Genomic DNA, 20667 nt, shown 5'->3' with positions numbered 1-20667 from the left:
AGAGCGGTCAGGCCTGCACCATGCAGCCCCAGCCGTCATAGGCGCCGTCGTGGCGCTCGACGACGGCGCGCACCTCCCACGTGACCTCGTGCAGCGCCGGCGGCTCGACCGCGTCCCGCCGGATCGCCTGCAGCACGAAGTCGGCCTCGTCGCCGCGCTCGACGGTCACCGCGAACCCGAGGTCGCGCAGCTCCTGCGCGGCCGCCTCGGCGCGGTCGGTATCGGGGAAGTACGCGAGGAACTCGACCGGCCGCGGCTGGCTCAGCCGGTCGCCGTGGCCCTCCAGCTCCTGGACGACCTGGTTGTCCTCCATGATGTTGCGCTGCCAGCCGTTGGGGGTGAGCTCCTCGCGGACCCTGCTCCAGCCCGGGTCCGACTCGAGCCGGCCGGTCGGGGACAGCTCGGGGATCTCCGGCAGGGTCGGTGCGACCGCGCCTTCGGGCAGGTAACCGGTGATGCGCCCGGTGTTGGCGGTCACCACCCGGCCGACCATCGCCCCGCGGGCGCCGCGCAGCGCCTGCCGGACGGCCTCGTCGAGCGCGTGGATGGCGCCCAGCTCGGACTCGGCGGGCATGCCGCTGGCGCCGTCACCGGCGTAGGTGAACTCAACGTCGAAGCGCTGCGGCAGCCGCGCCACCGGAGCCGCCTCGACGGCGCCGAGGTCGATGTTGTACATCGCCAGCCCGGCACCGATCTCACCGGGATATACGGCCCACCGCTCGACCCATGCCGGCTCGCGCCCCAGCAGCCTGCGCAGCAACCCCACTGCCGTCCTCCTAAACGAGCGTCATTCGCGCGGCTCCGGGAAGCTCGGCATCTCCGGCCCCGCGTGGGACTTCTTCGGCACCATGACCTTGCGCCGGAAGACGCAGATCAGCGTGCCGTCCTGCTTGTAGCCCTTGGTCTGCACCGTGACCACGCCGCGGTCGTCCTTGGACTCCGACTCGCGCTTGTCGAGCACCGTGGTCTCGCCGTAGATGGTGTCACCGTGGAAGGTCGGCGCGGTATGCCGCAGGGACTCGACCTCGAGATTGGCGATCGCCTTACCGGACACGTCGGGCACCGACATGCCGAGCAGAATCGAATAGACGTAGTTGCCGACCACGACGTTGCGCTGGAAATGCGTCGACGTCTCCGCGTAGTGGACGTCGAGGTGCAGCGGGTGATGGTTCATCGTCAGCAGGCAGAACAGGTGGTCGTCCGACTCGGTGACCGTCTTGCCGGGCCAGTGCCGGTAGACGGCGCCGACCTCGAACTCCTCGAAATACCGGCCGAACTGCATCAGCGACTCCCTCGTCGTTGTGGGGTCTGCAAGCATGCCGGGTACGGACGGGAAATTCAGCCGAGTGTGACAAAAACGCAGTGAGCGGCGGGGCCCTCCCTGGCGCCCGCCGCCCACGCTGTGTGATCAGTATCTTGGTCGCGAAGGCAACGCTCCGTATAGAGACGCAGATCACAGTTATAGAAATGAGACGAAAATTGAGCGCAAGTACTACGGAGTGTGCCGATGGTCTCACTACACAGCGTAGTGGGCGTCCGGGGCGCGAGACGGCGGACGGTAAAGTCTGGCGCCGATGGAACGGTTGAGCACGCGGGGGCGTGTGACACGGGTGGCGGTCACGCTGGTGGTCGTCGTGCTGACCTTCGCCGGCACGCTCGTCGGCAACGACTTCTGGTTCCCGTTCGCGCCGTTCCAGATGTTCGCGATCGCCGACAAGCCCAATGAGCCGGTTCTGGTGCTGCGCACCGACGGGGTCGACACCACCGGCAAGCGGATCGTGCTCGACGAGCGCAACGCCGGGGTGCGCCGGGCCGAGATCGAGGCGCAGATCGACCGGTTCAAGGCGGACCCCAGCCTGCTGCGCTCGGTCCAGGACGCCTACGCCGCCCGCAACCCGGGCAAGCCGCCCCTCGTGGAGGTCGACATCGTCGAGGTCCAGCACCACCTGCGCAACGCGCAGCCGACGGGCGTGATCACCGAGGTCGTGCTCGCCAGGTGGAAATCATGACCCACAAGGCCGTGGCCAAGCTGCGCGACTGGCTCTTCGAGCCGGTGCCGAAGGGGCGCATCGCCGCCTTCCGCACCCTGGTCTACGTCTTCGTCGCCCTCGACGTGGTCTTCTTCAGCGCCTGGATCAAGAGCCACGGCGACCTGCCCGGCAACCTGTACCAGCCGCTCGTCGTCGGCGAGGTGCTGCCGCTGCCCACGCCCACCCCGCTGGTGGTCGGCACGATCTACTGGGCGCTGATCCCGTTGAGCCTCGCCGCCGCGACCGGCCGCGCGCACCGGCTCCTCGGCTGGAGCGTGTTCGTCCTGTACCTCGAGTACATGATCGTCGCGATGAGCTACGGCAAGATCGACCACGACAGGTTCGGCCTGCTGGTCGCGCTCGCCGTGCTGCCGGCCGCGGGCCGCGCCAGGCACGGCGACAAGGAGCTCACCGAGGCCGGCGGATGGGCGCTGCGGCTCACCCAGATCGGCGTCGTCTGCACGTACTTCCTGTCCTCGCTCGCCAAGCTGCGCTTCGGCGGGCTGGAATGGTTGACCGGCGCCACCCTGACCAGGGCGTTCATCCGCCGCGGCACCGTGCTCGCGCACTGGCTGCTCGGCATCCCCGGCTTCACCACGGCCAGCCAGATCGGCATCGTGGGCTTCGAGCTGCTCAGCCCACTGGTGTTCGTGGTGAAGCCGAAGGTGCGCGCCGCGGTCGTCGCCGGCTTCTACGCCTTCCACCTCGTGACCTTCTGCCTGATCACGATCTCGTTCGTCCCGCACCAGGTGGCGATGGCGTGCTTCCTGCCCCTGGAGAAGGTCACACCGGTGCGCTGGACCCGCCGGCTGCTGCGGCGGCCGGAGCCGGACGGCTCAGCCGAACAGGCTCGCGAAGAAGTCACCGAAGCCACCGGCGATGTCCATCAGGGCGCCGCCGATGGACTTGACCACCTCGGCCGCTGACTGCGGCCGATACGCGACGAAGAAGATGAGGAAGGCAATGCCTCCCCAGGTGAGGACCTTCTTGACCATTTTCGGCAATCCCCTCCGGGTCTGCGATTGCAAGGAACGTAGCGTATCGGGTGAGCGCCACAGGGTGAATGAGTGTCGGCCCGGGGATTCACGGTAGATGCACAACGACGACGACATCGGCGTGGGGCCGTGGGACGGCGACTGGCCGGCCGATCCCCACTACGACCCTGAGCTGCTCGCGGCCGGTGACCGGCGCAATGTCGTGGACCGCTACCGGTACTGGCGGCTCGACGCGATCGTCGCCGACCTCGACCGGCGCCGGCACACGTTCCACGTCGCCATCGAGAACTGGCAGCACGACCTCAACATCGGCACGGTCGTGCGCAACGCCAACGCGTTCCTCGCCGCCGAGGTGCACATCGTGGGCCGCCGCCGGTGGAACAAGCGCGGCGCAATGGTCACTGACCGCTATCAACACGTCCGGCACCATCCGACGGTCGAGGAGTTCCTCGACTGGACGGTCGCGCAGGACCTGCCGGTGATCGGGATCGACAACCTGCCGGGCGCGCTGCCGCTGGAGCGGGCCGAGCTGCCCCGCCGGTGCGTGCTGCTGTTCGGTCAGGAGGGTCCTGGCCTCTCGGAACCTGCCCGGAAGGCATGTGCCGCCGTGTACTCCATCGCGCAGTACGGCTCGACCCGGTCGATCAACGCCGGAGTCGCCAGCGGGATCGCGATGCACACCTGGATCCGGGCGTACGGCGACAACAGCCCATAGGACCCATTACCGTGGGTACATGGGCGTCGCAGTCAGCTGTCCCCGTTGTGGCGGCCCGGTGCGGTCACCGGACCTCATGCACTCCGAGTGGAGGTGCGATGAGGACGGCGAAGTGCTGCCGCTGCACGTCGCGCAGCACATCGGGCCGGAGATCGTCGAGGCGGCGAAGGCCAGGCTGGTCGCCGCGGCGCAGCGCGCCGGCGAGCGGCGGCCCACCCCGTTGTGGTGCCCGTGGCCGCTGCCGACCGGCTGGACCGTGACCGGCGTCGGCTGGGTCGGCGACGAGCGCTCCGGCGTGCGCGCCACCGCCGTCGCGTGCAGCGGCCCCGGCCCGGTCGAGCACGGGCCCGCCGACTGCGTGATCATCGCGGAGGAGCCCGGCATCGGCCTGGGCACCCGCTTCGCCGGCATCCCCGGCACCGACCCCGGCCCGTTCTTCGACGGCGACATCGCCACCACCACCGCGCACGCCAAGGTCCGCGCCGCCGGCTGGCCGACGCCGCTGTGGATGGCGAAGTCGCCCGAGGACCGCTGCGCCTACGTCGGTGAGGCGATGGGCGTGTGGCTCTACGTCGTCACGTGGCCGGCCGCCGCGGGCTACCTCCTGGAGGAGGAGCTCGACCTGCACGATCTCGCCGACGATGTGCCAACCCATCTCGTCTACGGCGCGCCGTCGCCGTATCTTCACGGCAAGGCGTAGAAGTTCACGACTAGGATCGACCCTTGGTCGATGGGGTCGATGTCGGCGCGCCATACATTCACCGTGTGCCGCGCAACTGATACGCTGAGTTCGCCGCGGTGCAGGTGCACGACGCCGTGGGGAGGGGATTGACGGCAATGGTCAAAAAGGTCCTCACCTGGGGAAGCATTGCTTTCCTCATCTTCTTTGTGGCATATCGGCCGCAGTCGGCGGCCGAGGTCTTCAAGTCCATCGGCGGCGGCATCATGGACATCGCCACCGGTTTCGGGGACTTCTTCTCCAGTCTGGTTGCCTGACTGCGATGTCCACCGGGCCTGAGCCTTCCGCCGAAGAACCGGGTGCACGTCGCTGGGAAGATCGCGACACCGAGCCGATCCCGCGGGCCCGTCCCGCGAATCCCGGCCCCGCCGACTATGCCGACCACGACCCCTACAGCGACGGCGCCCAGTCGGCCACCCTCGGCGGTTACGACCGCGGCGACTATTACGTCGAGGAAGGCCCGCCGACCTTCACCGAGGACGAGTTCTCCGGCCTGCGCGGCGGCGCCGACACCGGCCCTTCCGTGCCGCCCGGCAGCCGCATGGCGCCCCTCGACGAGGAGGCCAGCCGGCACGCGGCCCGCTATCTCTTCCCGACCGAGAAGTTCCGCGGCGAGTGGAAGCGGCACTGGATCCAGCTCGCCAAGGAGGGCGGGATCGCCGTGGCCGCCACGATCGCGATGGGCTACATCGCGGGCTGGCTGACCAAGCACAACCAGACGCAGCTGCGCACCGTCGTCCTGGTCATCTGGGCCGTCGTGATCCTGTACTGCGCGTGGCGGGTCGCCGACTGGTGGTATGACCGATTCATCCTCACCAACAAACGGGTGATGGTGGTCTCCGGGATCTTCACCCGCAATGTCGCCATGATGCCGCTGCTGCGGGTCACCGACATGAAATACGTGCAGTCGCTGACCGGGCGCATGTTCGGCTACGGACACTTCGAGCTGGAGTCCGCCGGTCAGGACCAGGCGCTGCGCAACATCCGCAACCTGCCCAACCCGAATGAGCTCTACCTGCGCATCGTCGAGGAGATGTACGAGCCGGAGGCCGTCGAGGCCCGCCTGGGCCGTGCCGCCGGCGTCGAGGACGACGGAACCTAGAAACTTTTTCTCCGGGGTTGCAACCGTGCCGCCCCTCCATCGCGTCTTGCCTGGTGGGCGGAGCGGGGGAGGGAGCGGCGGTGCCGGACGAGGCGGGGTTCCGTGAGGAAGACTTCCGTGATTTCGTCGAGACCAGGTCCAGTGCGCTGTTGCGCACCGCGTACCTGCTCGCCGGGGACTGGGCGACCGCCGAGGACCTGCTGCAGATCGCATTGACCAAGACCTACCTCGCGTGGAAGCGACTCGGCCACATCGAGGCCGTCGAGCCCTACGCGCGCCGGGTCCTGGTCAACACCTCCACGAGCTGGTGGCGGCGCCGGTGGCACGGCGAACGCCCCACCGAGATCCTGCCGGAGTCCGTCGCCGCGGACCGGGTCGAGGAGAGCCTGGAGCGTGACGCCCTGTGGCGGCACGTCCGGGAGCTGCCGAACCGGCAGCGCGCCGTGCTGGTCCTGCGCTTCTACGAGGACCAGTCGGAGGCCGAGACGGCCCGCCTGCTCGGCGTGTCGGTCGGCACGGTGAAGAGCCAGGCGTCCCGGGCGCTCGCCACGCTGCGCCAGCGGCTCAGCGCGGAGGGCATCGAGCCCGCCGCCAGGCCGGCGAGACCGCCGACGGTGCGGCTCAGGCCGGCAACACCCGCCACGGCGAACGCGGCGTTGTCCGCGACGGCAAGATCCACGGCGAACGCCAAGATGTCCGCCCTGACGGCGAACGTGGCGAAAACCGCACAGGCAGAGAAAGACGTGCCGAAGGAGCAGCCCGCACCCGAAGACGAGTGCGACATGCCCGAACGCGAGGCCGTTCTGGTGGAGACCTCCGGGCCGGTGGAAGTGGGACTGGTGACGTGACCATGATCGAAGATGCGCTCCGCGAGGCGTTCAACGCGAAGGCGGGCACCGCGCCGCCGACGTCGCTGAACGGCATCGCCGACGTCGCCATCCGCAACGCCGGGCGGGTCCGCCGGCGCCGGCGCGTCGCCGCGTCCGGGTTCGCCGCGTTCGTCGTCATGGCGGTCGCCGCCATCGCCACGTTCCACGTCATCGGCCAGGGCTCGCCCTCGGCGCCGGTCGCGCAGGGCGACCACGACCCGCAGAGCTCGCAGCCGCAGGCCACCCTCACCACGCAGACCGCGCCGCCGGCCGTGGGCAAGGAGGTCCCCGCGATCGACGGGGACGCGCAGCCGTCCACCACGGTGCGGCTCAAGCTGCCCGACAACGGCACCGTCGCCGCCGCGTACAAGGCGAAGGACGGCTACCTGGTCGTCAACACCGAGGCCGACGGCGACAAGCAGCTGGTGCTCCAGGACGACCACGACAAGCAGCAGGTCCTGGTGAAGAAGGCGTCGAACATCGCCGTCGCGAAGGGCGGCGACAAGGTCGCGTGGGCGCAGGAGGGCAAGGTCACCGTCGCCACGCGTACCACCACCGACGACAAGACCAAGAAGCAGCAGCTGACAGAGCAGGTGACGGCGGACGTGCCGGAGACCGCGGTCGCGGTCGGGTTCGTCGGCTCCGACCTGCTCCTCGGCCGCGAGGAGGGCGCCGGCTACGACGTCTGGTTCTCGGGCCGCGCCTACACCCAGTCGTGGGACGCCAACGTCGTGCGGATCTTCGGCGTCGACACCGGGACGAAGAGCGTCTACGCCGAGGTGAAGCCCGGCGACAAGGACGATCGCATGTGCCTGGCGATGCTGACCCTGGACCAGCCGTTCAAGGTCGCGCAGCGGCGGTGCGGGCTGCCGGTGGCGGCGAAGGCCGGCGGCCGGGTCTCCCCGGACGGGCACTGGCTCGCGTACCCGGTCGACGGCCTCAAGCAGGTCGCGATGCTGGACCTGAAGAAGGTCTTCGACGCGGCGACGGCGGCGGCAGCGGTGAAGACCTGGACCCTGACCGTCACCACGAAGACGGTGTGGATGAACGCCACGACGTTCGTGGTCGACAGCGGGGGCAAGTTCCGCGTGATCACCCCGACGGGAGCAGCCGGCGTCTCCGAGGAGCTCAACGTCGAAAGCGACGGCGTCGTGCTGATCGAACTGCTCTAACCTTGTTGGGTGCGGATCGATCTTCACTGTCACTCGACCGCCAGTGACGGCACGTCGAGCCCGGCCGGGCTGGTCGCCGAGGCGGCCGCCGCCGGGCTCGACGTCGTCGCGCTGACCGACCACGACACGACCTCCGGGTGGGCCGCCGCGATCGCCGCCCGCCCGCCCGGGCTCACGCTCGTGCCGGGCGCCGAGCTGTCGTGCCGGTGGCACGGCGGGCCGTGGCCGATCTCGCTGCACCTGCTGGCGTACCTGTTCGACCCGGCCGAGCCGGCCCTGGCGGGGGAGATGGCCCGCATCCGGGCGTCCCGCGAGACCCGCGCGGAGCGCATGGTGCACCTGATGCGCGCCGACGGCATCGACGTCACGTGGGCCGAGGTCCTCGAGCACGCCGGCGGCGGCACCGTCGGCCGCCCGCACCTCGCGCAGGCGTTGATGCGCCGGGGACTCGTCGACACGGTGTCGGAGGCGTTCCTTCCCGAGTGGCTCGGTCACCGGTACCGGGTGGGCAAGGAGGACCTCGACGTCTTCGACGCCATCCGGCTGGTGCTCGGGGCCGGCGGCGTGCCGGTCTTCGCCCACCCGCGGGCCAGCATCCGCGGCCCGGTCGTCCCCGACGTGGCGATCGAGGAGATGGCCGGCGAGGGGCTCTTCGGGGTGGAGGCCGACCACACCGACCACACCCCGGCCGAGCGGGCGCACATGCGGGCGATCGCCGACCGGCTCGGGCTGGTCGTCACCGGCTCCAGCGACTACCACGGCACCAACAAGACCGTCCGCCTCGGCGCCCGCACCACGGCACCCGAGGTGTTCGAGCGGATCGTGGCGGCCGCGACCGGGTCCGGTGTGGTCGCATGACCGGGCAGCGAAGCGGCTCGGCCCGGTCGTCATGTGGCAGGTTTGGGTCAGGCCGACGCCGGAGCGCAGCGGAGGTGGCGGCGTGACCACGGAGTACAGCGGCGCCGGCGATCCCAGACGCAGCATCGAACTGCTGTGGGGCACCGCGGCGCCGTCGCGGCGGGGCCCGAAGGCGAAGTTCACCGTCGGGGACGTCACCGCGGCCGCGATCGCGCTCGCCGACGCCGAAGGTCTCACCGCAGTGTCCATGCGTCGCGTCGCCGAGCAGCTCGGGGTGACGGCGATGTCGCTGTACACCTATGTCCCCAGCAAGGCGGAGCTGCTCGACGTCATGGTCGACACGGTCAGCGCCGAGGCCGTCCGTCCGGCGTTCACGGCCGCGGGGTGGCGCGAGCGGCTCGCCGAGATCGCCTCGTCGAACTGGCAGCTGTACCGCCGGCACCCGTGGCTCCTGCAGGTGGCCACGAGCCGGCCCGTCCTCGGTCCGAACGTGATCGCGAAGTACGACTTCGAGCTGCGGGCCTTCGAGTCCTGCACCGTGCCGGACGTCGACGCCGACCTGCTCCTCGGACTCGTGCTCAACTACGTCGCGGGTGCCGTGCGCGCGGCGGTACAGGCGGACCAGGCCGAACAGGGCACGGGGATGAGCGAGGAGCAGTGGTGGGCGGCCTACGCGCCGCTGCTCGGCGAGGTCCTCGACCCGGCGCGCTTCCCGACGGCGGCGCGGGTGGGGCAGGCGGCGGGGGAGGAGTACGGCGCGGGCGACCCGGTGCGCGCGTACTCCTTCGGCCTCGAACGGGTGCTGGACGGGATCGAGACGCACCTGGGCCGCCTTCGTCCTTGAAGGCGGCCCAGGTTGTTCGTGGTGTTGCTTTGTAGTGCTGCTTTCGTGGTGCTGCTGTTCGGGTGTTACCTCAGGACGGTGCCGATCGTCTTGGTCAGCGTGCCGCTGGCGTCATCGCCGTCCAGCGACCAGACCATCGCGCCGCCGTAGCCGTTGACCCGGACGTACAGCGACTTCTGGGCGACCGTGAGCTGGTCGTCGAAGGTCCAGAACGTGGTGCCGTTGAACAGCCACGCGTGGCCCGAGCGGAGGTCGCGGTACACCTTGTACCCCTGCTGCGGCAGCGTGGCGAGGACCTTGTAGTCCTCGTTGCCGGCGGCCCAGGTGGCCGGCGCGGGGCCGGTCGCGGGCTGGAAGAGGCCGTTGTTGGCGGTGCTGGTGATGCCGGTCCAGCCCTGGCCGTAGTACGGGATGCCCAGGACGAGGGCCTTCTTCGGGGCACCGCGGTCGGTCCAGGCCTTCAGCGTGGTGGCACCGCTGAAGTCCGGCGTGGTCGGCGCGCCGCGCGGGACGAACAGCGCGGACTGCTGGTTGGTGGTGGGCTCCCACGTACCGTGGAAGTCATAACCCTGGATGGTGCCGAAGTCGAGGTACTTGAAGATCTTGTTGACCTCGAAGCCCGCGTCGATCTTCGCCGGGTTCGCCGGCAGGAACGCGGTCAGGGTGGCCTTCTTGCCGAGCTGCTTGCGGAACTCGGCGACCATGAGCGTGAAGTTCTGCTTGTCCTCGGGGCGGATCACGTTGCCCGGGTTGCCCTCGGAGCCCGGCCACTCCCAGTCGAAGTCGAAGCCGTCGAAGACCCCGGTCGACCAGAACGTGTCGATGCACGACTTCACGAGCGCCTTGCGCGACGCGTCGGTCAGCACGGCGTCGGAGAAGTTCGCCGACAGCGTCCAGCCGCCGAGCGACAGCATGACCTTCAGCCCGGGGTGCTTGAGCTTCAGCTTGCGCAGCTGGTTGAAGTTGCCGTTCAGCGTCTGGCCCGGCGCGTCCGCGACACCGTCGACGCTCTCCTCGGCGGAGACCGGCCGCTGGTAGTCGGCCCACGGGTCGGCGGAGACGCACTTGCCGGTCGCGTCGACGTTGCCGAAGGCGTAGTTGATGTGGGTCAGGTTCTTGGCCTGCCCGCTCGTCTCGAGGTTCTTGACGTAGTACTGGCGGCCGTAGATGCCCCACTGGATGAAGTACCCGACGCGCTTGTACTGGTCCTGATGCGACGCGCTGTGCGCCGAGGCGGTGCCGGGCACGATCGCCAGTGACGCGAGCGTGAGCGACACCGCCAACCCGGCCAGGACGGAGCGTCTGCCCATGAACCCTCCATGACTGTAAGGAAACCTTGCTGTTGATGGGCAACGTAGGGGCGCCGCCCGGTGCCGTCAAGACCCTGGTTTCCGGTCTATGTAGGCACACCACGACAATCCGGGAGTGGATCTCAAGCTCTTCGGCGAAGTATTCGTGACTCTGCTGGTCATCCTCGACCCGCCGGGCGCCGTGCCGATCTTCCTCGCCCTCACCGGATCGATGGCGGCGAAGCACCGCAACCGCGCCGCCCTGCAGGCCGTGCTGCTCGCGCTCGGCGTCATCGTGGCGTTCGCGCTCGTGGGGCGGCAGATCCTCGCGTACCTGCACATCGACCTTCCCGCCCTGCAGGGCGCGGGCGGCCTGCTGCTGCTCCTCGTCGCGCTCGAGCTGCTCACCGGCAAGACCGACGACTCCCGCCAGGAGGCCACCTCCAACGTCGCGCTCGTCCCCCTCGGTACCCCGCTGCTGGCGGGCCCCGGTGCGATCGTGGCCACGATGCTCTTCGTGCGGCAGGCATCGAACGTTTCTGGATATGTCGCTATTTCTTTGGGCATCGTGGCCGTCATGGCCATCGTCTACCTGGTGTTGCGCTTCTCCGGCATCCTGGTGCGCATCCTGCGGCCCAGTGGCATCGAGGTGGTCACCCGCATCGCCGGCCTGCTCGTCGCCGCCATCGCCGTCCAGCTGCTGGCCGACGCCATCGGCGCCTTCGTCACCGAGTACCTGCACTCGCCCCATTGAGGTTTTGTCGTACTGCGGTGGCAGGATCGGGGTGTGGAGAACGAGCAGCTCGGCCTATTCGCCCCGCCCCGGCGCCTGTTCACCTGCACGCCCAGCAAGCTCGGCAGCTATGAGGACTGCCCGCGCCGCTACCGGTTCACCTATGTCGACCGCCCCACCCCGCCCAAGGGCCCGCCCTGGGCGCACAACTCGCTCGGCGCGTCCGTCCACACGGCGCTGCGCAGCTGGTATGCGCTGGACCCCGACCGCCGCGACCGCTCCGCCCTGCCCACCCTGCTGAAGGCCACCTGGGTCAGCGAGGGCTACCGCGACGAGGCCCAGGAGCGCGACGTCTTCCGCCGGGCCCTCGGCTGGCTCGAGTCCTATGTGGACGGCCTCGACCCCCACGACGAGCCACTCGGCGTCGAGCGCACCGTCGCCGCCCGCACCGACACCCTCGCCCTCTCCGGCCGCGTCGACCGCATCGACCAGCGCGCCGGCCACCTCGTCATCGTCGACTACAAGACCGGCCGCTCCGGCGTCACCCCCGACGACGCCCGCGGCTCGCGCGCGCTCGCCCTCTACGCGATCGCCGCCTCCCGCGTCTTCCGCAAGCCCTGCCACCGCGTCGAGCTCCACCACCTCCCAACCGGCACCGTCGCCGCCCACGACCACACCGACGACTCCCTCGCCCGTCATCTCCGCCGCGCCGAAGCCACCGCCGCCGACATCACCACTGCCGACGCCGCCCTGGCCGCCGGCACCCCCGCCGACGAGGCCTTCCCGGTCGCCCCCGGCCCGCAGTGCTCCTGGTGCGACTTCCGCCGCTCCTGCCCCGCCGGCCTCGACGCCCCCGCGAAGGACCCCTGGACCGCCGTAGACCGCCCCACCACGTAGCCCGCCCGCTCCCCGTCCCTCTATCCGGCACAGCGACTCCCGCGCCTGCCTCCCCGTCCCCGCAGTTTGTCCTCCGCGCAGCTTTCCCGCCCCCGCAGCTTTCCCGCCCCCGCAGCCTTTCCGTCCCCGCAGCTTTCCTGTCCCCGCAGCCGCCACGCACCCGCAGGGTCGGGCGCCGCAGCCCGCAGAGCCCGCCCCGCGACGCGCGATACCCGCCCCAGCGGCGCACGGAGCCGGCCTGCGCTGTGCGATGCCGGGCTGGCGGCGTGCCGGGCTGGCGGCGTGCCGGGCTGGCGGCGTGCCGGGCTGGCCTGCATCGTGCGGAGTTTCGGTCTGCCGCGCGTGGTGCCCGGCTGGCGGCGTGCGGACCACCTGTGGTTGGTGCCCAGGCCTGGCGGCGTTGTGCTTGGTCTTGGCGGTGGTCGGGCTGGTGACGTGCGGGGGTGGCCTGCATCGTGCCGAGCTTCGCCTGCCAAGCGCGGTGCCCGGCTTACGGCGCGGGATCGGCCTGCGGCGGGGGCCTGGCTTGCGGCGCGTGGGACTGGCCTGCTTCTTGCGGTGTTTCGGGTTGTCGCGCGCGGGGCTGGCTTGCGGTGCGCGGACTGCCTGTGGTTGGTGTCCAGATTTGGCCTGCGGAGCGCGGGGATCGGGCTGCGGTGTTGGCGCTCGGCCTGTGCAGCGCGGTGCCTTGGTTTGCGGTGTTGTGCGGACTGCCTGAGCCCGCGGTCGTGGACGTTGCTGTGGCCGCCGTGCCTGGGGGCGAGGTTTGCTGGTCGTCTCCGGGTCTGCGGGGGCGTGGTGCGACTTGCGCTGCTCATGCCCCGCCGGCGTCGTTGTCGCCTGGCTCTGTTCCAACCTGTTCTGCCGGTCAAGCGTGGTCGGAACGTGGATCCGGACGACTCCGCAGCTGGAGCCGTTGTTTGGTCAAGTGGGGAAGGCGGCGGTGAAGCAGGTGGTGAGGAGGGTGTTCAGGTCGGGGGCGGGGTCTTGGGCTACCCAGCGGATGAGGGCGGTGTCGAAGGCGGCGAACGCGACCGCGACCAGCACGGCGGGGCGGGGGTCGGTGGTGGGGTCGGTGCGCAGGCGGGTGGCGAGTTCGGTGGAGAGGGTGGCGCGCCAGCCGACCTGGCGTTCCAGGTAGCGGGCCAGCAGCGGGGGGGTGGTGACCATGATCTTTGCCAGGCGGCGGGACTTCTCGGGGTGCTCCCAGAAGGTGTCGGTGAGGGTGCGCAGGGTGTGCTGGAGGGCGACGGCGGGGGGTTCGGTGGTGGGGCGGGTGGACAGGGTGGTGGTGAGCTGGCGGCCGAGGTCGCTGAGGTGCTCGATGATGACGTCTTCCTTGGACTGGAAGTAGCGGAAGAACGTCCTGCGGGACACGCCCGCGGCGGCGGCCATCTGGTCGATGGTGGTCTCCTCGAACCCCTGGAACGCCAGGAGCCGCAGCGCGGCGTCGGTCAGCTCGTCGCGGACCAGCTGGCGTTTGCGTTCGGCGAGGCTCACGCAGGGCATTCTATTCGCCGTACGACAACTATGGCACTTAAGGGCGTTATTGACACTCAGTGCCACATGGAGTGAAGATGCAGGCATGCGATGGACTGAGGCGGAGATCGGGGATCAGGGCGGGAAGACGTTCCTCGTCACAGGGGCCAACAGCGGGCTCGGGTACGAGACGATGCGCGCGCTGCTGGCCAAGGGTGCTCGGGTGATCATGGCGGTCCGTAGTGAGGCCAAGGGCCGGGCGGCGGTCCAGAAGCTCGGGGGCGGGGAGCTCAGGATCGTGGACCTGGCGGATCTCGACTCCGTGCGGGCGCTGGCCGCGGGGCTGCGCCGCGACCGGGTCGCGATCGACGTGCTCGTCAACAACGCCGGGGTGATGATGCCGCCGAGGACGTTGAGCGCACAGGGGCACGAGCTGCAGTTCGCCGCGAACCACCTCGGGCACTTCGCGCTCACCGGCCTCCTCCTCGGCGGCGGCAACGACGGCAACGACGGCAGCGACGGCAACGACGGCAACGACGGCAACGACAGCAGCGACAGCCTGATCCGCGAGCGGGTCGTCACCGTCAGCTCGACGCTGCACCGGCCCGGCAGGATCCACTACGACGACCTCGACGGGGCCGGGAGCTACTCGCCGACGAGGTACTACAGCCAGTCGAAGTTCGCCAACGTCCTGTTCGCGCTGGAGCTCGACCGGCGGCTGCGGAGGGCCGGTTCGCCGGTGCGCAGCGTCCTCGCGCATCCGGGGTATTCGGCGACGAACCTGCAGACATCCGGGCCGACCGGCGTCATGAAGGCGTTCATGCGCATCGGCAACGCCGTCCTCGCGCAGCCCGCCGCCCGTGGGGCGCTCAACCAGCTGTACGCGGCGGTCGACCCGCGGGCGGAAGGCGGGCAGTTCATCGGGCCCGACGGCATGGGGGAGAACCGGGGCTGGCCGAGCGTCGTCGAGCCGGTCGAGCGGGCGAAGGACCCGGCCGACGCTCAGCGGCTCTGGACGCTGTCGGAGCAGCTGACGGGCGTGCAGTTCGAGGGCGCGCGGAGCCGGTAGACCGCGACGTCGCCGCGCTGCCAGGCCAGGTCGGTGAGGGCGGGCAGGGCCGCGGCCGGCGTACCGTGGGCGCGGTCGACGAGAATCCAGCGGACGCGCTGCCGCCACAGCCACGACAGCCGTGACGGGGTCGGGTCGAGCACGGCCGCGTCGTTGAGCGCCAGCCGCTCCGGATCCCAGTAGGCGAGTGCCGGGCCGATGCGGTGCGCGCGGGACTGCGACTCCGTCGACTCGGGCGAGTAGCCCCAGCTGCCCAGGAGGACGCGGCGCTCGCTGTACGCGGAGATCCAGTAGGCGAGGCTCTGCTCCCGCATCAGGCCGCTGCCGCCGACGCGGTGCACGTTCGTGGCCACGTACTCCGCGGGGGTGCTGTGGGCGCGCAGCCAGCGGGCGCCGGCGACCTGGTCGGGCGTGATGCGGATGTGGTACGCGACGCCGAGGTTCGCGTTCGTCGCCGCGTCGAACGGCAGCCGGGCCGCACCGGCGAAGAGCACCACGACCAGGGCCCCGAAGACCCCGGCGCGCCGGTGCAGGAGCAGGGCCGCCACCAGGACGAGGGCGCCCAGGGCGTACACCGGCAGCGGCACCCACCAGCGATGCCGCGGCACCGGCAGGGTGAACGCGACCGACACCGCCGCGAGCGCCGCCGCCGCCGCGAGCGCCGTCCACAGCGCGCGCGGGGAGCCGGGCAGGCGGACCAGGCCGGTCGCCGAGAGGATCGCCGCGCACGGCCAGGCGGCGACGACGAAGAAGTGCTCGCTCCACGACACGTGCCAGACGCACAGCGTGCCGGCGACGCCCGCGGCGGTCGTGCCGGCCAGGAAGACGCAGGCGTCATCCCAGCGGCGAAGGAGCAGCACGCCGGCGAGACGGGCGCCCATCGCGATGCCGTACGCGCCGAGACCCCACAGGATGAGCGGGACGTCGCGCACCGTGGTGCCGTGCCGCTGGCTCCCGACGAAGTCGAGCATGATCGCGAAGGGTCCCCATCGCAGGCCCTGTCCCTCGAACCCGTAGAGGACGGCGACCGCACCCACCGTGACCGCGGCAAGTAGCGCACCGAGCAGCCAAGGGGTCCGCTGTGGCCGTCGCCGCAGGAGGTGTACCGCGCAGACCGCCGCGACCCCCGCCCCGAAGAGCGGGACGATCGTCGACTTCGCGCCGGTCGTCCCGGCCGCGAACAGCAGCACGAGCAGCCAGTCCCGCCGCCCGCCGCCGCGCAGCACGGACACGACCGCCGCGATCAGCGGCATGCTCAGCGCCGCGCCGAACAGCAGCGAGCGGCTCGACCAGCTGTAGTACGCGGTGATCGAGCCGAAGAACGCCGGTGTCTGCTGCTGCGGGACGAGCTCGCCGACGGTGAACATCAGCGCCGCCGCGACGGGGCCCGCCCACGGATGCCCGGCGACCCGCCGGCCGGTGACCGCGAGCAGGCACACGGCCAGCACGGCGAGCACCGGCAGGTCCAGCCGGAACCACACGACCGGCAGGTCGACGCCGCTGATCAGGCTGCTCGCGGCGACGTGGCCGTACGCGAACCAGTGGTAGCCCAGCGTCCGGTCGCCCTGCTCGGGGACGGTGAGCGGGAAGTGGTGCTTCAGGTCGGCGCTGACGGCGAGCAGGTTCAGCTGGTCGATCATGTAGTCGTGCGCTCCGCCGGTCGGCAGCGCCGGGTTGACCGCCAGGAACGCCGCCGTCAGGTACGCGAGGAACCCGGCCGCGATCCCGGCGACCGCCCACGACCAGGCCGCCGTCGGCCGGTCGGGATAGCAGGGGTGCTTCCGGAAGCGGGCCAGCGGGACGATCACCAGCAGCGGCCACGCCCACAGCCAGCCGCGCAGGTCGAGCAGGCTCGCGACGGTCAGGAAGGCGGTCTCGGCGAGCAGCCCGGCGACCGTGCCGTAGGTGAGATCCTCGAGCAGCGACCGCGGCGTGGGCCGGATCGCGCGGTACAGCAGCGTCCCCGGCACGACGACGGCATAAACGAAATATCCGGCATATCGAACAACGTCGAGCGGGGAAGTGCCGAGGGCCAGCGGGAGCGCGACGGTGGCCAGGGCGAGCGCGAGCCATGGAAGTTTCATGCCAACGGCTCAACGCGGCGAAGCGCGTCGGTGTGACGGTGGTGCGGCGGCGGTCCTCAGGAGGCGAGGCGGCGCATCGCGTCGCGGCGCAGCGGGGAGATCCAGTCGATCGGGATGACGCTCAGCATCCGGCCGAGCACCAGCGCGTTCGCCGACGCGATGAGGTCGGTCCCGGGGAGGCCGGGCAGCCCGTACAGGCGGCGCGCCCACGCCGGCAGCAGGCCGATCGCCAGCGCCGACACCCCGAACGCGGCGCCCCGGACGGGGGTGAGGCCCAGCCCGTACGGCAGCGGGGGCAGCGTCAGGAACAGCCCCGTGGCCGCGGAGTCGACGGTCAGCTCCAGCTCGGGACGCATCCGCTCGTAGTAGTCAGCGACCGCCGCCGCCGAGTCCGGCACCGTGGCGGGGTCGAGCCCGACGAGCTCGGCCGCCCTGGTCTGCTCCGCGTAGTAGCGGTCGATCTCCGGCCCGCTCAGCCGCAGCCCGCCCCGCAGGGCGGCCTCCATGAACGACTCGACCTCCGTGACGTGCACCCACCGCAGCAGGTCGGGGTCGTCGACGCGGAAGCGCTCGCCGGTGCGCGGGTCGGTCGCGGTCATCTTCGCGTGGATCGCCCGCACCCGGCGGCCGGCGCGCTCGGCCTGCTCGGTCGTGCCGTAGACGACCGTCCCCACGTACATGGCGGTGTGCTGGAACCTGCCCCACGGGTCCTTGCGGTACCGGCTGTTCTGCTCCACGCCCGCGACCGCCCGGGGGAGCAGCGCCTGCAGGTACAGGCTGCGCAGGCCGCCGACGGTGACGATGGGCTCCCGGTGCACCCGCCAGGTGACCGAGTCCGGTCCGAAGAGCCCCGGGTCGCTCAACTCGACAGGTCCTCGACCGGGTCGTCGGCGAGCCGCTGCTGGCAGGCGGGGCACAGCCCCCAGAACGTGACCTCGGCCTCATCGAGGACGAACCCGTGCGCCTGTGACGGCGTCAGGCACGGCGCGTCGCCGACCGCGCAGTCAACGTCGGCGATCTCCCCGCACCCGCGGCAGACGATGTGATGGTGGTTGTCGCCGACGCGCGACTCGTATCGCGCGGGGCTGCCGGCGGGCTCGATCCGCCGCGCCAGGCCGGCCCTGGACAGCGCGCTGAGCACGTCATACACGGCCTGGGTGGAGACGGTGTCGAGCCGGGCCCGGACCCGCGCGGCGATCTGGTCGACGTCCAGGTGACCCTGCGCCTGCCCCCGCGACGCCTCCAGGACCTCCAGCACGGCCAGCCGGGGCCGCGTCACCCGCAGACCCCGGGCGCGCAGCAAGTCCTCACCCGACACGCTTTCAATAACACCACGCACCCTGGAACCGTTCAAATGTTTCCGGGCTCTTGATTGAACTGCCGGTACTCGGGTTGTGTACACGTCCGGTGGGGGAGGATCGCACCGACGAAGAGGAGGCCCCGTGTTCGAACGTGTGCTCGGTCTACCGGCTCACCCGTTCTTCATCCATGCGGCAGTCGTGCTCGTGCCGCTGCTGGCGGTCGCGGGCATCCTGTACGCCGTCTGGCCGGCCGCCCGCCGCCATGCCCGCTGGACGACGATCGTGCTGGCCGTCGCCACCCCCGGCGCCGTGTTCGCCGCCAAGGAGTCCGGCGAGTCGTTCGAGAAGAGCGCCAACTTCCAGTCGGACCAGCTGCAGGCGAAGATCAGCGAGCACGAGGACTTCGGCAGCACGCTGTTCCTGATCGTGGTGGGTCTTGCCCTGGTCGCGCTCGTCATGGCGTACGTCGTCCGCCCCGCTCCGGGCGAGCCGATCGGTCCCGCCGTCGCCCACTGGGCGCTCAGCGGGCTCACCGTGGTGCTGGCGGTGGCCGCCCTCTACTACGTCTTCAAGGCTGGCGACACCGGCGCCAAGATGGTCTGGGACGGCTTCTAGCCCTCAGAACAGCAGGCGGCCGCAGAAGATCAGCAGCAGCACAAGGATGACCGCGCCGGCGAAGATCCCCATCCCCTTGGTCAGGATCGTCGCGGCCTGCTCCTCCCGGTCGATCCGCTCGGGATCCTGGGCCGGGAGCTTCCGCGGCGCCGCCGGCCGGTCCACGGTCGGCGGCCGCCACCCACGCGGGGGCGGCGCGCTGCGCGGCGCACCGGTGTAGGGGACCGCCGCGGGCTCGGCCGGGGCTGCCGGCGGTGGCGGTGCGGCCCCCTCCGGCGGCCGCCGCCAGAAGGCGTCGTCACTCACGCCACGAGCGTACCCACCGGGCCCGGCCGCCAGACCCGGCCCGGTGGGGGAACCTCAGTCGCTGTTCAGCAGATCGGCGAGCGACATCGGACGGGTGGCGTCCGGGTCGCCCTGGTCCAGGCGCACGGTCGGCTGCTCGTCCGCCGCCTGCTCGGCCTGCCGCGGGTCGGTCTGGTGCTGGGGGGCACTGTCGTCTGTCATGCCGCCGAGTGTGACCTGTCGACGGAAGGGCGACTGTCGTCATTCGGCCAACTTCCCGCAAACTCGCCGGAGTACGCTCGCCGCGTGGCGACGACGAACGAGTGGGCATCCACCGATGAGCAGCGCGAAGTGAGCTTCGAAGACTTCGCCGACGAGCTGGTCGTGTTGCCGGACACCACGACCGACGACACCGACGCCGGCTGGGGCGAGCGCAGCGCGTCCAACGACGACCGCCTGCTCGCCGACCGCCCCCCGCACTGGGACTGACGGACCGGCACAGACAGCGCTACGCCCCGGACCGGTGACCGGTGGGGCGTAGCGCCGAGTGGTGGGCTCGACCTCAGGCGGTCGAGGAGACCTCAGGCGGTCGAGGACGCCGACTTCGTCGACGCGCCCGCCGAGGAGGTGCTCGACGACGCGGCCGCGGCCGGCTTCGAGTCCGACGACGACGAAGCGGACGAGCTCGAGTCCGACGACGACTTCGACTCGGACGTCGACGAGGACGACGTCGACGAGGAGTTGCTCGACTTCGTCGAGGAGCGGGAGTCGGTGCGGTAGAAGCCCGAGCCCTTGAAGACCACACCCACCGCGGAGAACTGCTTGCGCAGGCGACCCTGGCACTCGGGGCACTCGGTCAGCGCGTCGTCCGTGAACGACTGCACCGCCTCGAGCTGGTGGCCGCAGGCCGTGCAGGCGTATTGGTAGGTAGGCACCGTTCAGCCTCCATCATTGGCACTCAACCCTATCGAGTGCCAATAGTGCGGTATCGCACATCCTTTCGTCCAGTGGAGGTGGGCGGTCTCATACCTGGCGGTAGCCCCCACCAGGGCCCCCGAGACCCGCTGGTCGTGCGGCTCGGCGGGCACGGACGGCAGGAGCTCGCCCGGGTGCAGCAGGGCGATCGTCGGTGCCGTGACCCGGGCGAGGACCCGGTCGTAGGAGCCGCCGCCCTGGCCGAGCCGCGTCCCGTCCAGCCCGATGGCGAGCGCCGGGACCAGCATCAGGTCGACCGAGCGGACCGCGTCGACGCCGAGCCGCGGGCCGGTCGGCTCGGACAGGCCGAGCGGCCCGCCGGCCAGCGTCCCGTCGTAGCGGGCCCAGTCCAGGTCGCGCGAGGGCAGCAGCACGGGCAGCAGGACCCGCGGCGCCACGGCGGCCAGGGCGGGCAGGAGTCCCGGCCCGCCCGCCTCGAACGGCAGCGGCGCGTAGGCGGCGACCGTGCGTGCGCCGGCTGCCCGTACCATGGCGGAAACAGCCTCAATGAGCGACTTGTCAGAAAATGGGTGCGCGGAGGAGCGCCGAGCGGACCGGATGTGCGACCGGAGCTCGGATTTCGGGGACACCGCAGGCGGCACCGCTCAAATCCTCC

General features: G+C 70.9%; 26 protein-coding genes and 1 pseudogene. 16 read left to right on the top strand and 11 right to left on the bottom strand.

Translation table 11 applies throughout. From position 1 onward, the window contains the following. Positions 1–7: 7 nt before the first annotated feature. Positions 8–766 (bottom strand): DUF695 domain-containing protein, encoded by a 759-nt coding sequence (locus AB0J72_RS41670; protein WP_363409774.1) that lies wholly within the window; start codon positions 764–766, stop codon positions 8–10. Between the two features lie 21 nt (positions 767–787). Next, complete coding sequence (locus AB0J72_RS41665) at positions 788–1282, bottom strand: MaoC family dehydratase (protein WP_344512166.1); 495 nt, start codon at positions 1280–1282, stop codon at positions 788–790. A 319-nt stretch (positions 1283–1601) separates the two neighbouring features. Here AB0J72_RS41665 and AB0J72_RS41660 point away from each other — a divergent pair, with 319 nt between their 5' ends. The 10 genes from AB0J72_RS41660 (at position 1602) to AB0J72_RS41615 (ending at position 9324) form a co-directional block, all read left to right on the top strand. Next, the gene (locus AB0J72_RS41660) at positions 1602–2009 is read left to right on the top strand and encodes a hypothetical protein (protein WP_354901445.1); all 408 of its coding nucleotides are present in this window, start codon (positions 1602–1604) and stop codon (positions 2007–2009) included. Next, positions 2006–2956, top strand: a complete 951-nt coding sequence (locus AB0J72_RS41655; protein ID WP_363409770.1) for an MFS transporter permease — start codon at positions 2006–2008, stop codon at positions 2954–2956. Before AB0J72_RS41660 ends, AB0J72_RS41655 begins: the two co-directional genes overlap by 4 nt. A 166-nt stretch (positions 2957–3122) precedes the next feature. Continuing rightward, the gene (locus AB0J72_RS41650) at positions 3123–3740 is read left to right on the top strand and encodes an RNA methyltransferase (RefSeq protein WP_363409767.1); all 618 of its coding nucleotides are present in this window, start codon (positions 3123–3125) and stop codon (positions 3738–3740) included. Between the two features lie 19 nt (positions 3741–3759). Next, positions 3760–4440 (top strand): DUF6758 family protein, encoded by a 681-nt coding sequence (locus AB0J72_RS41645; protein WP_363409764.1) that lies wholly within the window; start codon positions 3760–3762, stop codon positions 4438–4440. Positions 4441–4538: 98 nt separating this feature from the next. Continuing rightward, positions 4539–4736 (top strand): hypothetical protein, encoded by a 198-nt coding sequence (locus AB0J72_RS41640; RefSeq protein WP_363409904.1) that lies wholly within the window; start codon positions 4539–4541, stop codon positions 4734–4736. Between the two features lie 5 nt (positions 4737–4741). Beyond that, positions 4742–5581 carry a PH domain-containing protein gene (locus AB0J72_RS41635; RefSeq protein ID WP_363409761.1) on the top strand — a complete coding sequence of 280 codons (840 nt, stop codon included), beginning with the start codon at positions 4742–4744 and terminating at the stop codon, positions 5579–5581. Between the two features lie 80 nt (positions 5582–5661). Next, the gene (locus tag AB0J72_RS41630) at positions 5662–6429 is read left to right on the top strand and encodes a SigE family RNA polymerase sigma factor (protein WP_363409758.1); all 768 of its coding nucleotides are present in this window, start codon (positions 5662–5664) and stop codon (positions 6427–6429) included. 2 nt (positions 6430–6431) lie between these two features. Then, positions 6432–7622: a hypothetical protein gene (locus AB0J72_RS41625; RefSeq protein ID WP_363409755.1), complete on the top strand. Its 1191-nt coding sequence runs from the start codon at positions 6432–6434 to the stop codon at positions 7620–7622. Positions 7623–7631: 9 nt separating this feature from the next. Next, positions 7632–8480, top strand: coding sequence for a PHP domain-containing protein (locus AB0J72_RS41620; protein WP_354901451.1), 849 nt, complete (start codon positions 7632–7634; stop codon positions 8478–8480). An 82-nt stretch (positions 8481–8562) separates the two neighbouring features. Beyond that, positions 8563–9324 (top strand): TetR/AcrR family transcriptional regulator, encoded by a 762-nt coding sequence (locus AB0J72_RS41615; protein ID WP_363409752.1) that lies wholly within the window; start codon positions 8563–8565, stop codon positions 9322–9324. A gap of 65 nt (positions 9325–9389) precedes the next feature. On the opposite strand, the gene AB0J72_RS41610 is transcribed toward AB0J72_RS41615, so the two are convergent. Then, positions 9390–10634, bottom strand: a complete 1245-nt coding sequence (locus AB0J72_RS41610; protein ID WP_363409749.1) for a glycoside hydrolase family 18 protein — start codon at positions 10632–10634, stop codon at positions 9390–9392. 115 nt (positions 10635–10749) lie between these two features. Here AB0J72_RS41610 and AB0J72_RS41605 point away from each other — a divergent pair, with 115 nt between their 5' ends. Both AB0J72_RS41605 and AB0J72_RS41600 read left to right on the top strand, forming a co-directional pair. After that, positions 10750–11367: a MarC family protein gene (locus AB0J72_RS41605; RefSeq protein WP_363409746.1), complete on the top strand. Its 618-nt coding sequence runs from the start codon at positions 10750–10752 to the stop codon at positions 11365–11367. 33 nt (positions 11368–11400) lie between these two features. After that, the gene (locus AB0J72_RS41600; protein WP_363409743.1) at positions 11401–12243 is read left to right on the top strand and encodes a PD-(D/E)XK nuclease family protein; all 843 of its coding nucleotides are present in this window, start codon (positions 11401–11403) and stop codon (positions 12241–12243) included. Between the two features lie 924 nt (positions 12244–13167). Here the strand turns inward: AB0J72_RS41600 and AB0J72_RS41595 are convergent. Next, the gene (locus AB0J72_RS41595) at positions 13168–13743 is read right to left on the bottom strand and encodes a TetR family transcriptional regulator (protein ID WP_363409740.1); all 576 of its coding nucleotides are present in this window, start codon (positions 13741–13743) and stop codon (positions 13168–13170) included. Between the two features lie 85 nt (positions 13744–13828). Between AB0J72_RS41595 and AB0J72_RS41590 the strand changes: the two genes are divergently transcribed. Next, positions 13829–14791: an SDR family NAD(P)-dependent oxidoreductase gene (locus tag AB0J72_RS41590; RefSeq protein WP_363409737.1), complete on the top strand. Its 963-nt coding sequence runs from the start codon at positions 13829–13831 to the stop codon at positions 14789–14791. On the opposite strand, the gene AB0J72_RS41585 is transcribed toward AB0J72_RS41590, so the two are convergent. Genes AB0J72_RS41585 through AB0J72_RS41575 form a run of 3 tightly spaced genes read right to left on the bottom strand, consistent with a single transcriptional unit; the run spans position 14725 to position 18193 of the window. Then, positions 14725–16875, bottom strand: coding sequence for a hypothetical protein (locus AB0J72_RS41585; protein ID WP_363409734.1), 2151 nt, complete (start codon positions 16873–16875; stop codon positions 14725–14727). The two genes, AB0J72_RS41590 and AB0J72_RS41585, sit on opposite strands and share 67 nt — an antisense overlap. 56 nt (positions 16876–16931) lie before the next feature. Continuing rightward, positions 16932–17738 carry an oxygenase MpaB family protein gene (locus AB0J72_RS41580; RefSeq protein ID WP_344512195.1) on the bottom strand — a complete coding sequence of 269 codons (807 nt, stop codon included), beginning with the start codon at positions 17736–17738 and terminating at the stop codon, positions 16932–16934. Continuing rightward, positions 17735–18193, bottom strand: coding sequence for a Fur family transcriptional regulator (locus tag AB0J72_RS41575; RefSeq protein ID WP_363409729.1), 459 nt, complete (start codon positions 18191–18193; stop codon positions 17735–17737). Before AB0J72_RS41575 ends, AB0J72_RS41580 begins: the two co-directional genes overlap by 4 nt. A 124-nt stretch (positions 18194–18317) precedes the next feature. On the opposite strand from AB0J72_RS41575, the gene AB0J72_RS41570 reads away from it, so the two are divergent. Beyond that, positions 18318–18791 carry a DUF2231 domain-containing protein gene (locus AB0J72_RS41570; RefSeq protein ID WP_363409726.1) on the top strand — a complete coding sequence of 158 codons (474 nt, stop codon included), beginning with the start codon at positions 18318–18320 and terminating at the stop codon, positions 18789–18791. 3 nt (positions 18792–18794) lie between these two features. On the opposite strand, the gene AB0J72_RS41565 is transcribed toward AB0J72_RS41570, so the two are convergent. Both AB0J72_RS41565 and AB0J72_RS41560 read right to left on the bottom strand, forming a co-directional pair. Continuing rightward, positions 18795–19097 carry a translation initiation factor 2 gene (locus AB0J72_RS41565; protein WP_363409724.1) on the bottom strand — a complete coding sequence of 101 codons (303 nt, stop codon included), beginning with the start codon at positions 19095–19097 and terminating at the stop codon, positions 18795–18797. A gap of 54 nt (positions 19098–19151) precedes the next feature. Further along, positions 19152–19298 (bottom strand): hypothetical protein, encoded by a 147-nt coding sequence (locus AB0J72_RS41560; RefSeq protein ID WP_363409721.1) that lies wholly within the window; start codon positions 19296–19298, stop codon positions 19152–19154. Between the two features lie 84 nt (positions 19299–19382). Between AB0J72_RS41560 and AB0J72_RS41555 the strand changes: the two genes are divergently transcribed. After that, positions 19383–19565, top strand: coding sequence for a hypothetical protein (locus tag AB0J72_RS41555; protein ID WP_344512267.1), 183 nt, complete (start codon positions 19383–19385; stop codon positions 19563–19565). A 138-nt stretch (positions 19566–19703) separates the two neighbouring features. Next, the gene (locus AB0J72_RS41550) at positions 19704–19856 is read left to right on the top strand and encodes a hypothetical protein (protein WP_363409901.1); all 153 of its coding nucleotides are present in this window, start codon (positions 19704–19706) and stop codon (positions 19854–19856) included. 14 nt (positions 19857–19870) lie between these two features. Here the strand turns inward: AB0J72_RS41550 and AB0J72_RS41545 are convergent. Continuing rightward, positions 19871–20011, bottom strand: a pseudogene (locus AB0J72_RS41545) (FmdB family zinc ribbon protein); the annotation flags it as partial. Positions 20012–20014: 3 nt separating this feature from the next. Further along, the gene (locus tag AB0J72_RS41540) at positions 20015–20641 is read right to left on the bottom strand and encodes a 5-formyltetrahydrofolate cyclo-ligase (protein WP_363409718.1); all 627 of its coding nucleotides are present in this window, start codon (positions 20639–20641) and stop codon (positions 20015–20017) included. Between the last annotated feature and the right edge of the window lie 26 nt (positions 20642–20667).

Origin of the sequence: Dactylosporangium sp. NPDC049742 (assembly GCF_040674675.1) — a bacterium.
GTDB lineage: Bacteria > Actinomycetota > Actinomycetes > Mycobacteriales > Micromonosporaceae > Dactylosporangium > Dactylosporangium maewongense.
The sequence above is the reverse complement of the archived record's forward strand: the minus strand, read 5'-3'. Positions and strand labels throughout refer to the sequence as shown.

What these genes read in the sequence shown, in the direction of transcription:
- AB0J72_RS41665 (WP_344512166.1), bottom strand. Translation starts at nt 1,282, where the DNA reads ATGCAGTTCGGCCGGTATTTCGAGGAGTTCGAGGTCGGCGCCGTCTAC.
- AB0J72_RS41655 (WP_363409770.1), top strand. Translation starts at nt 2,006, where the DNA reads ATGACCCACAAGGCCGTGGCCAAGCTGCGCGACTGGCTCTTCGAGCCG.
- AB0J72_RS41650 (WP_363409767.1), top strand. Translation starts at nt 3,123, where the DNA reads ATGCACAACGACGACGACATCGGCGTGGGGCCGTGGGACGGCGACTGG.
- AB0J72_RS41645 (WP_363409764.1), top strand. Translation starts at nt 3,760, where the DNA reads ATGGGCGTCGCAGTCAGCTGTCCCCGTTGTGGCGGCCCGGTGCGGTCA.
- AB0J72_RS41635 (WP_363409761.1), top strand. Translation starts at nt 4,742, where the DNA reads ATGTCCACCGGGCCTGAGCCTTCCGCCGAAGAACCGGGTGCACGTCGC.
- AB0J72_RS41625 (WP_363409755.1), top strand. Translation starts at nt 6,432, where the DNA reads ATGATCGAAGATGCGCTCCGCGAGGCGTTCAACGCGAAGGCGGGCACC.
- AB0J72_RS41610 (WP_363409749.1), bottom strand. Translation starts at nt 10,634, where the DNA reads ATGGGCAGACGCTCCGTCCTGGCCGGGTTGGCGGTGTCGCTCACGCTC.
- AB0J72_RS41590 (WP_363409737.1), top strand. Translation starts at nt 13,829, where the DNA reads ATGCGATGGACTGAGGCGGAGATCGGGGATCAGGGCGGGAAGACGTTC.
- AB0J72_RS41585 (WP_363409734.1), bottom strand. Translation starts at nt 16,875, where the DNA reads ATGAAACTTCCATGGCTCGCGCTCGCCCTGGCCACCGTCGCGCTCCCG.
- AB0J72_RS41560 (WP_363409721.1), bottom strand. Translation starts at nt 19,298, where the DNA reads ATGACAGACGACAGTGCCCCCCAGCACCAGACCGACCCGCGGCAGGCC.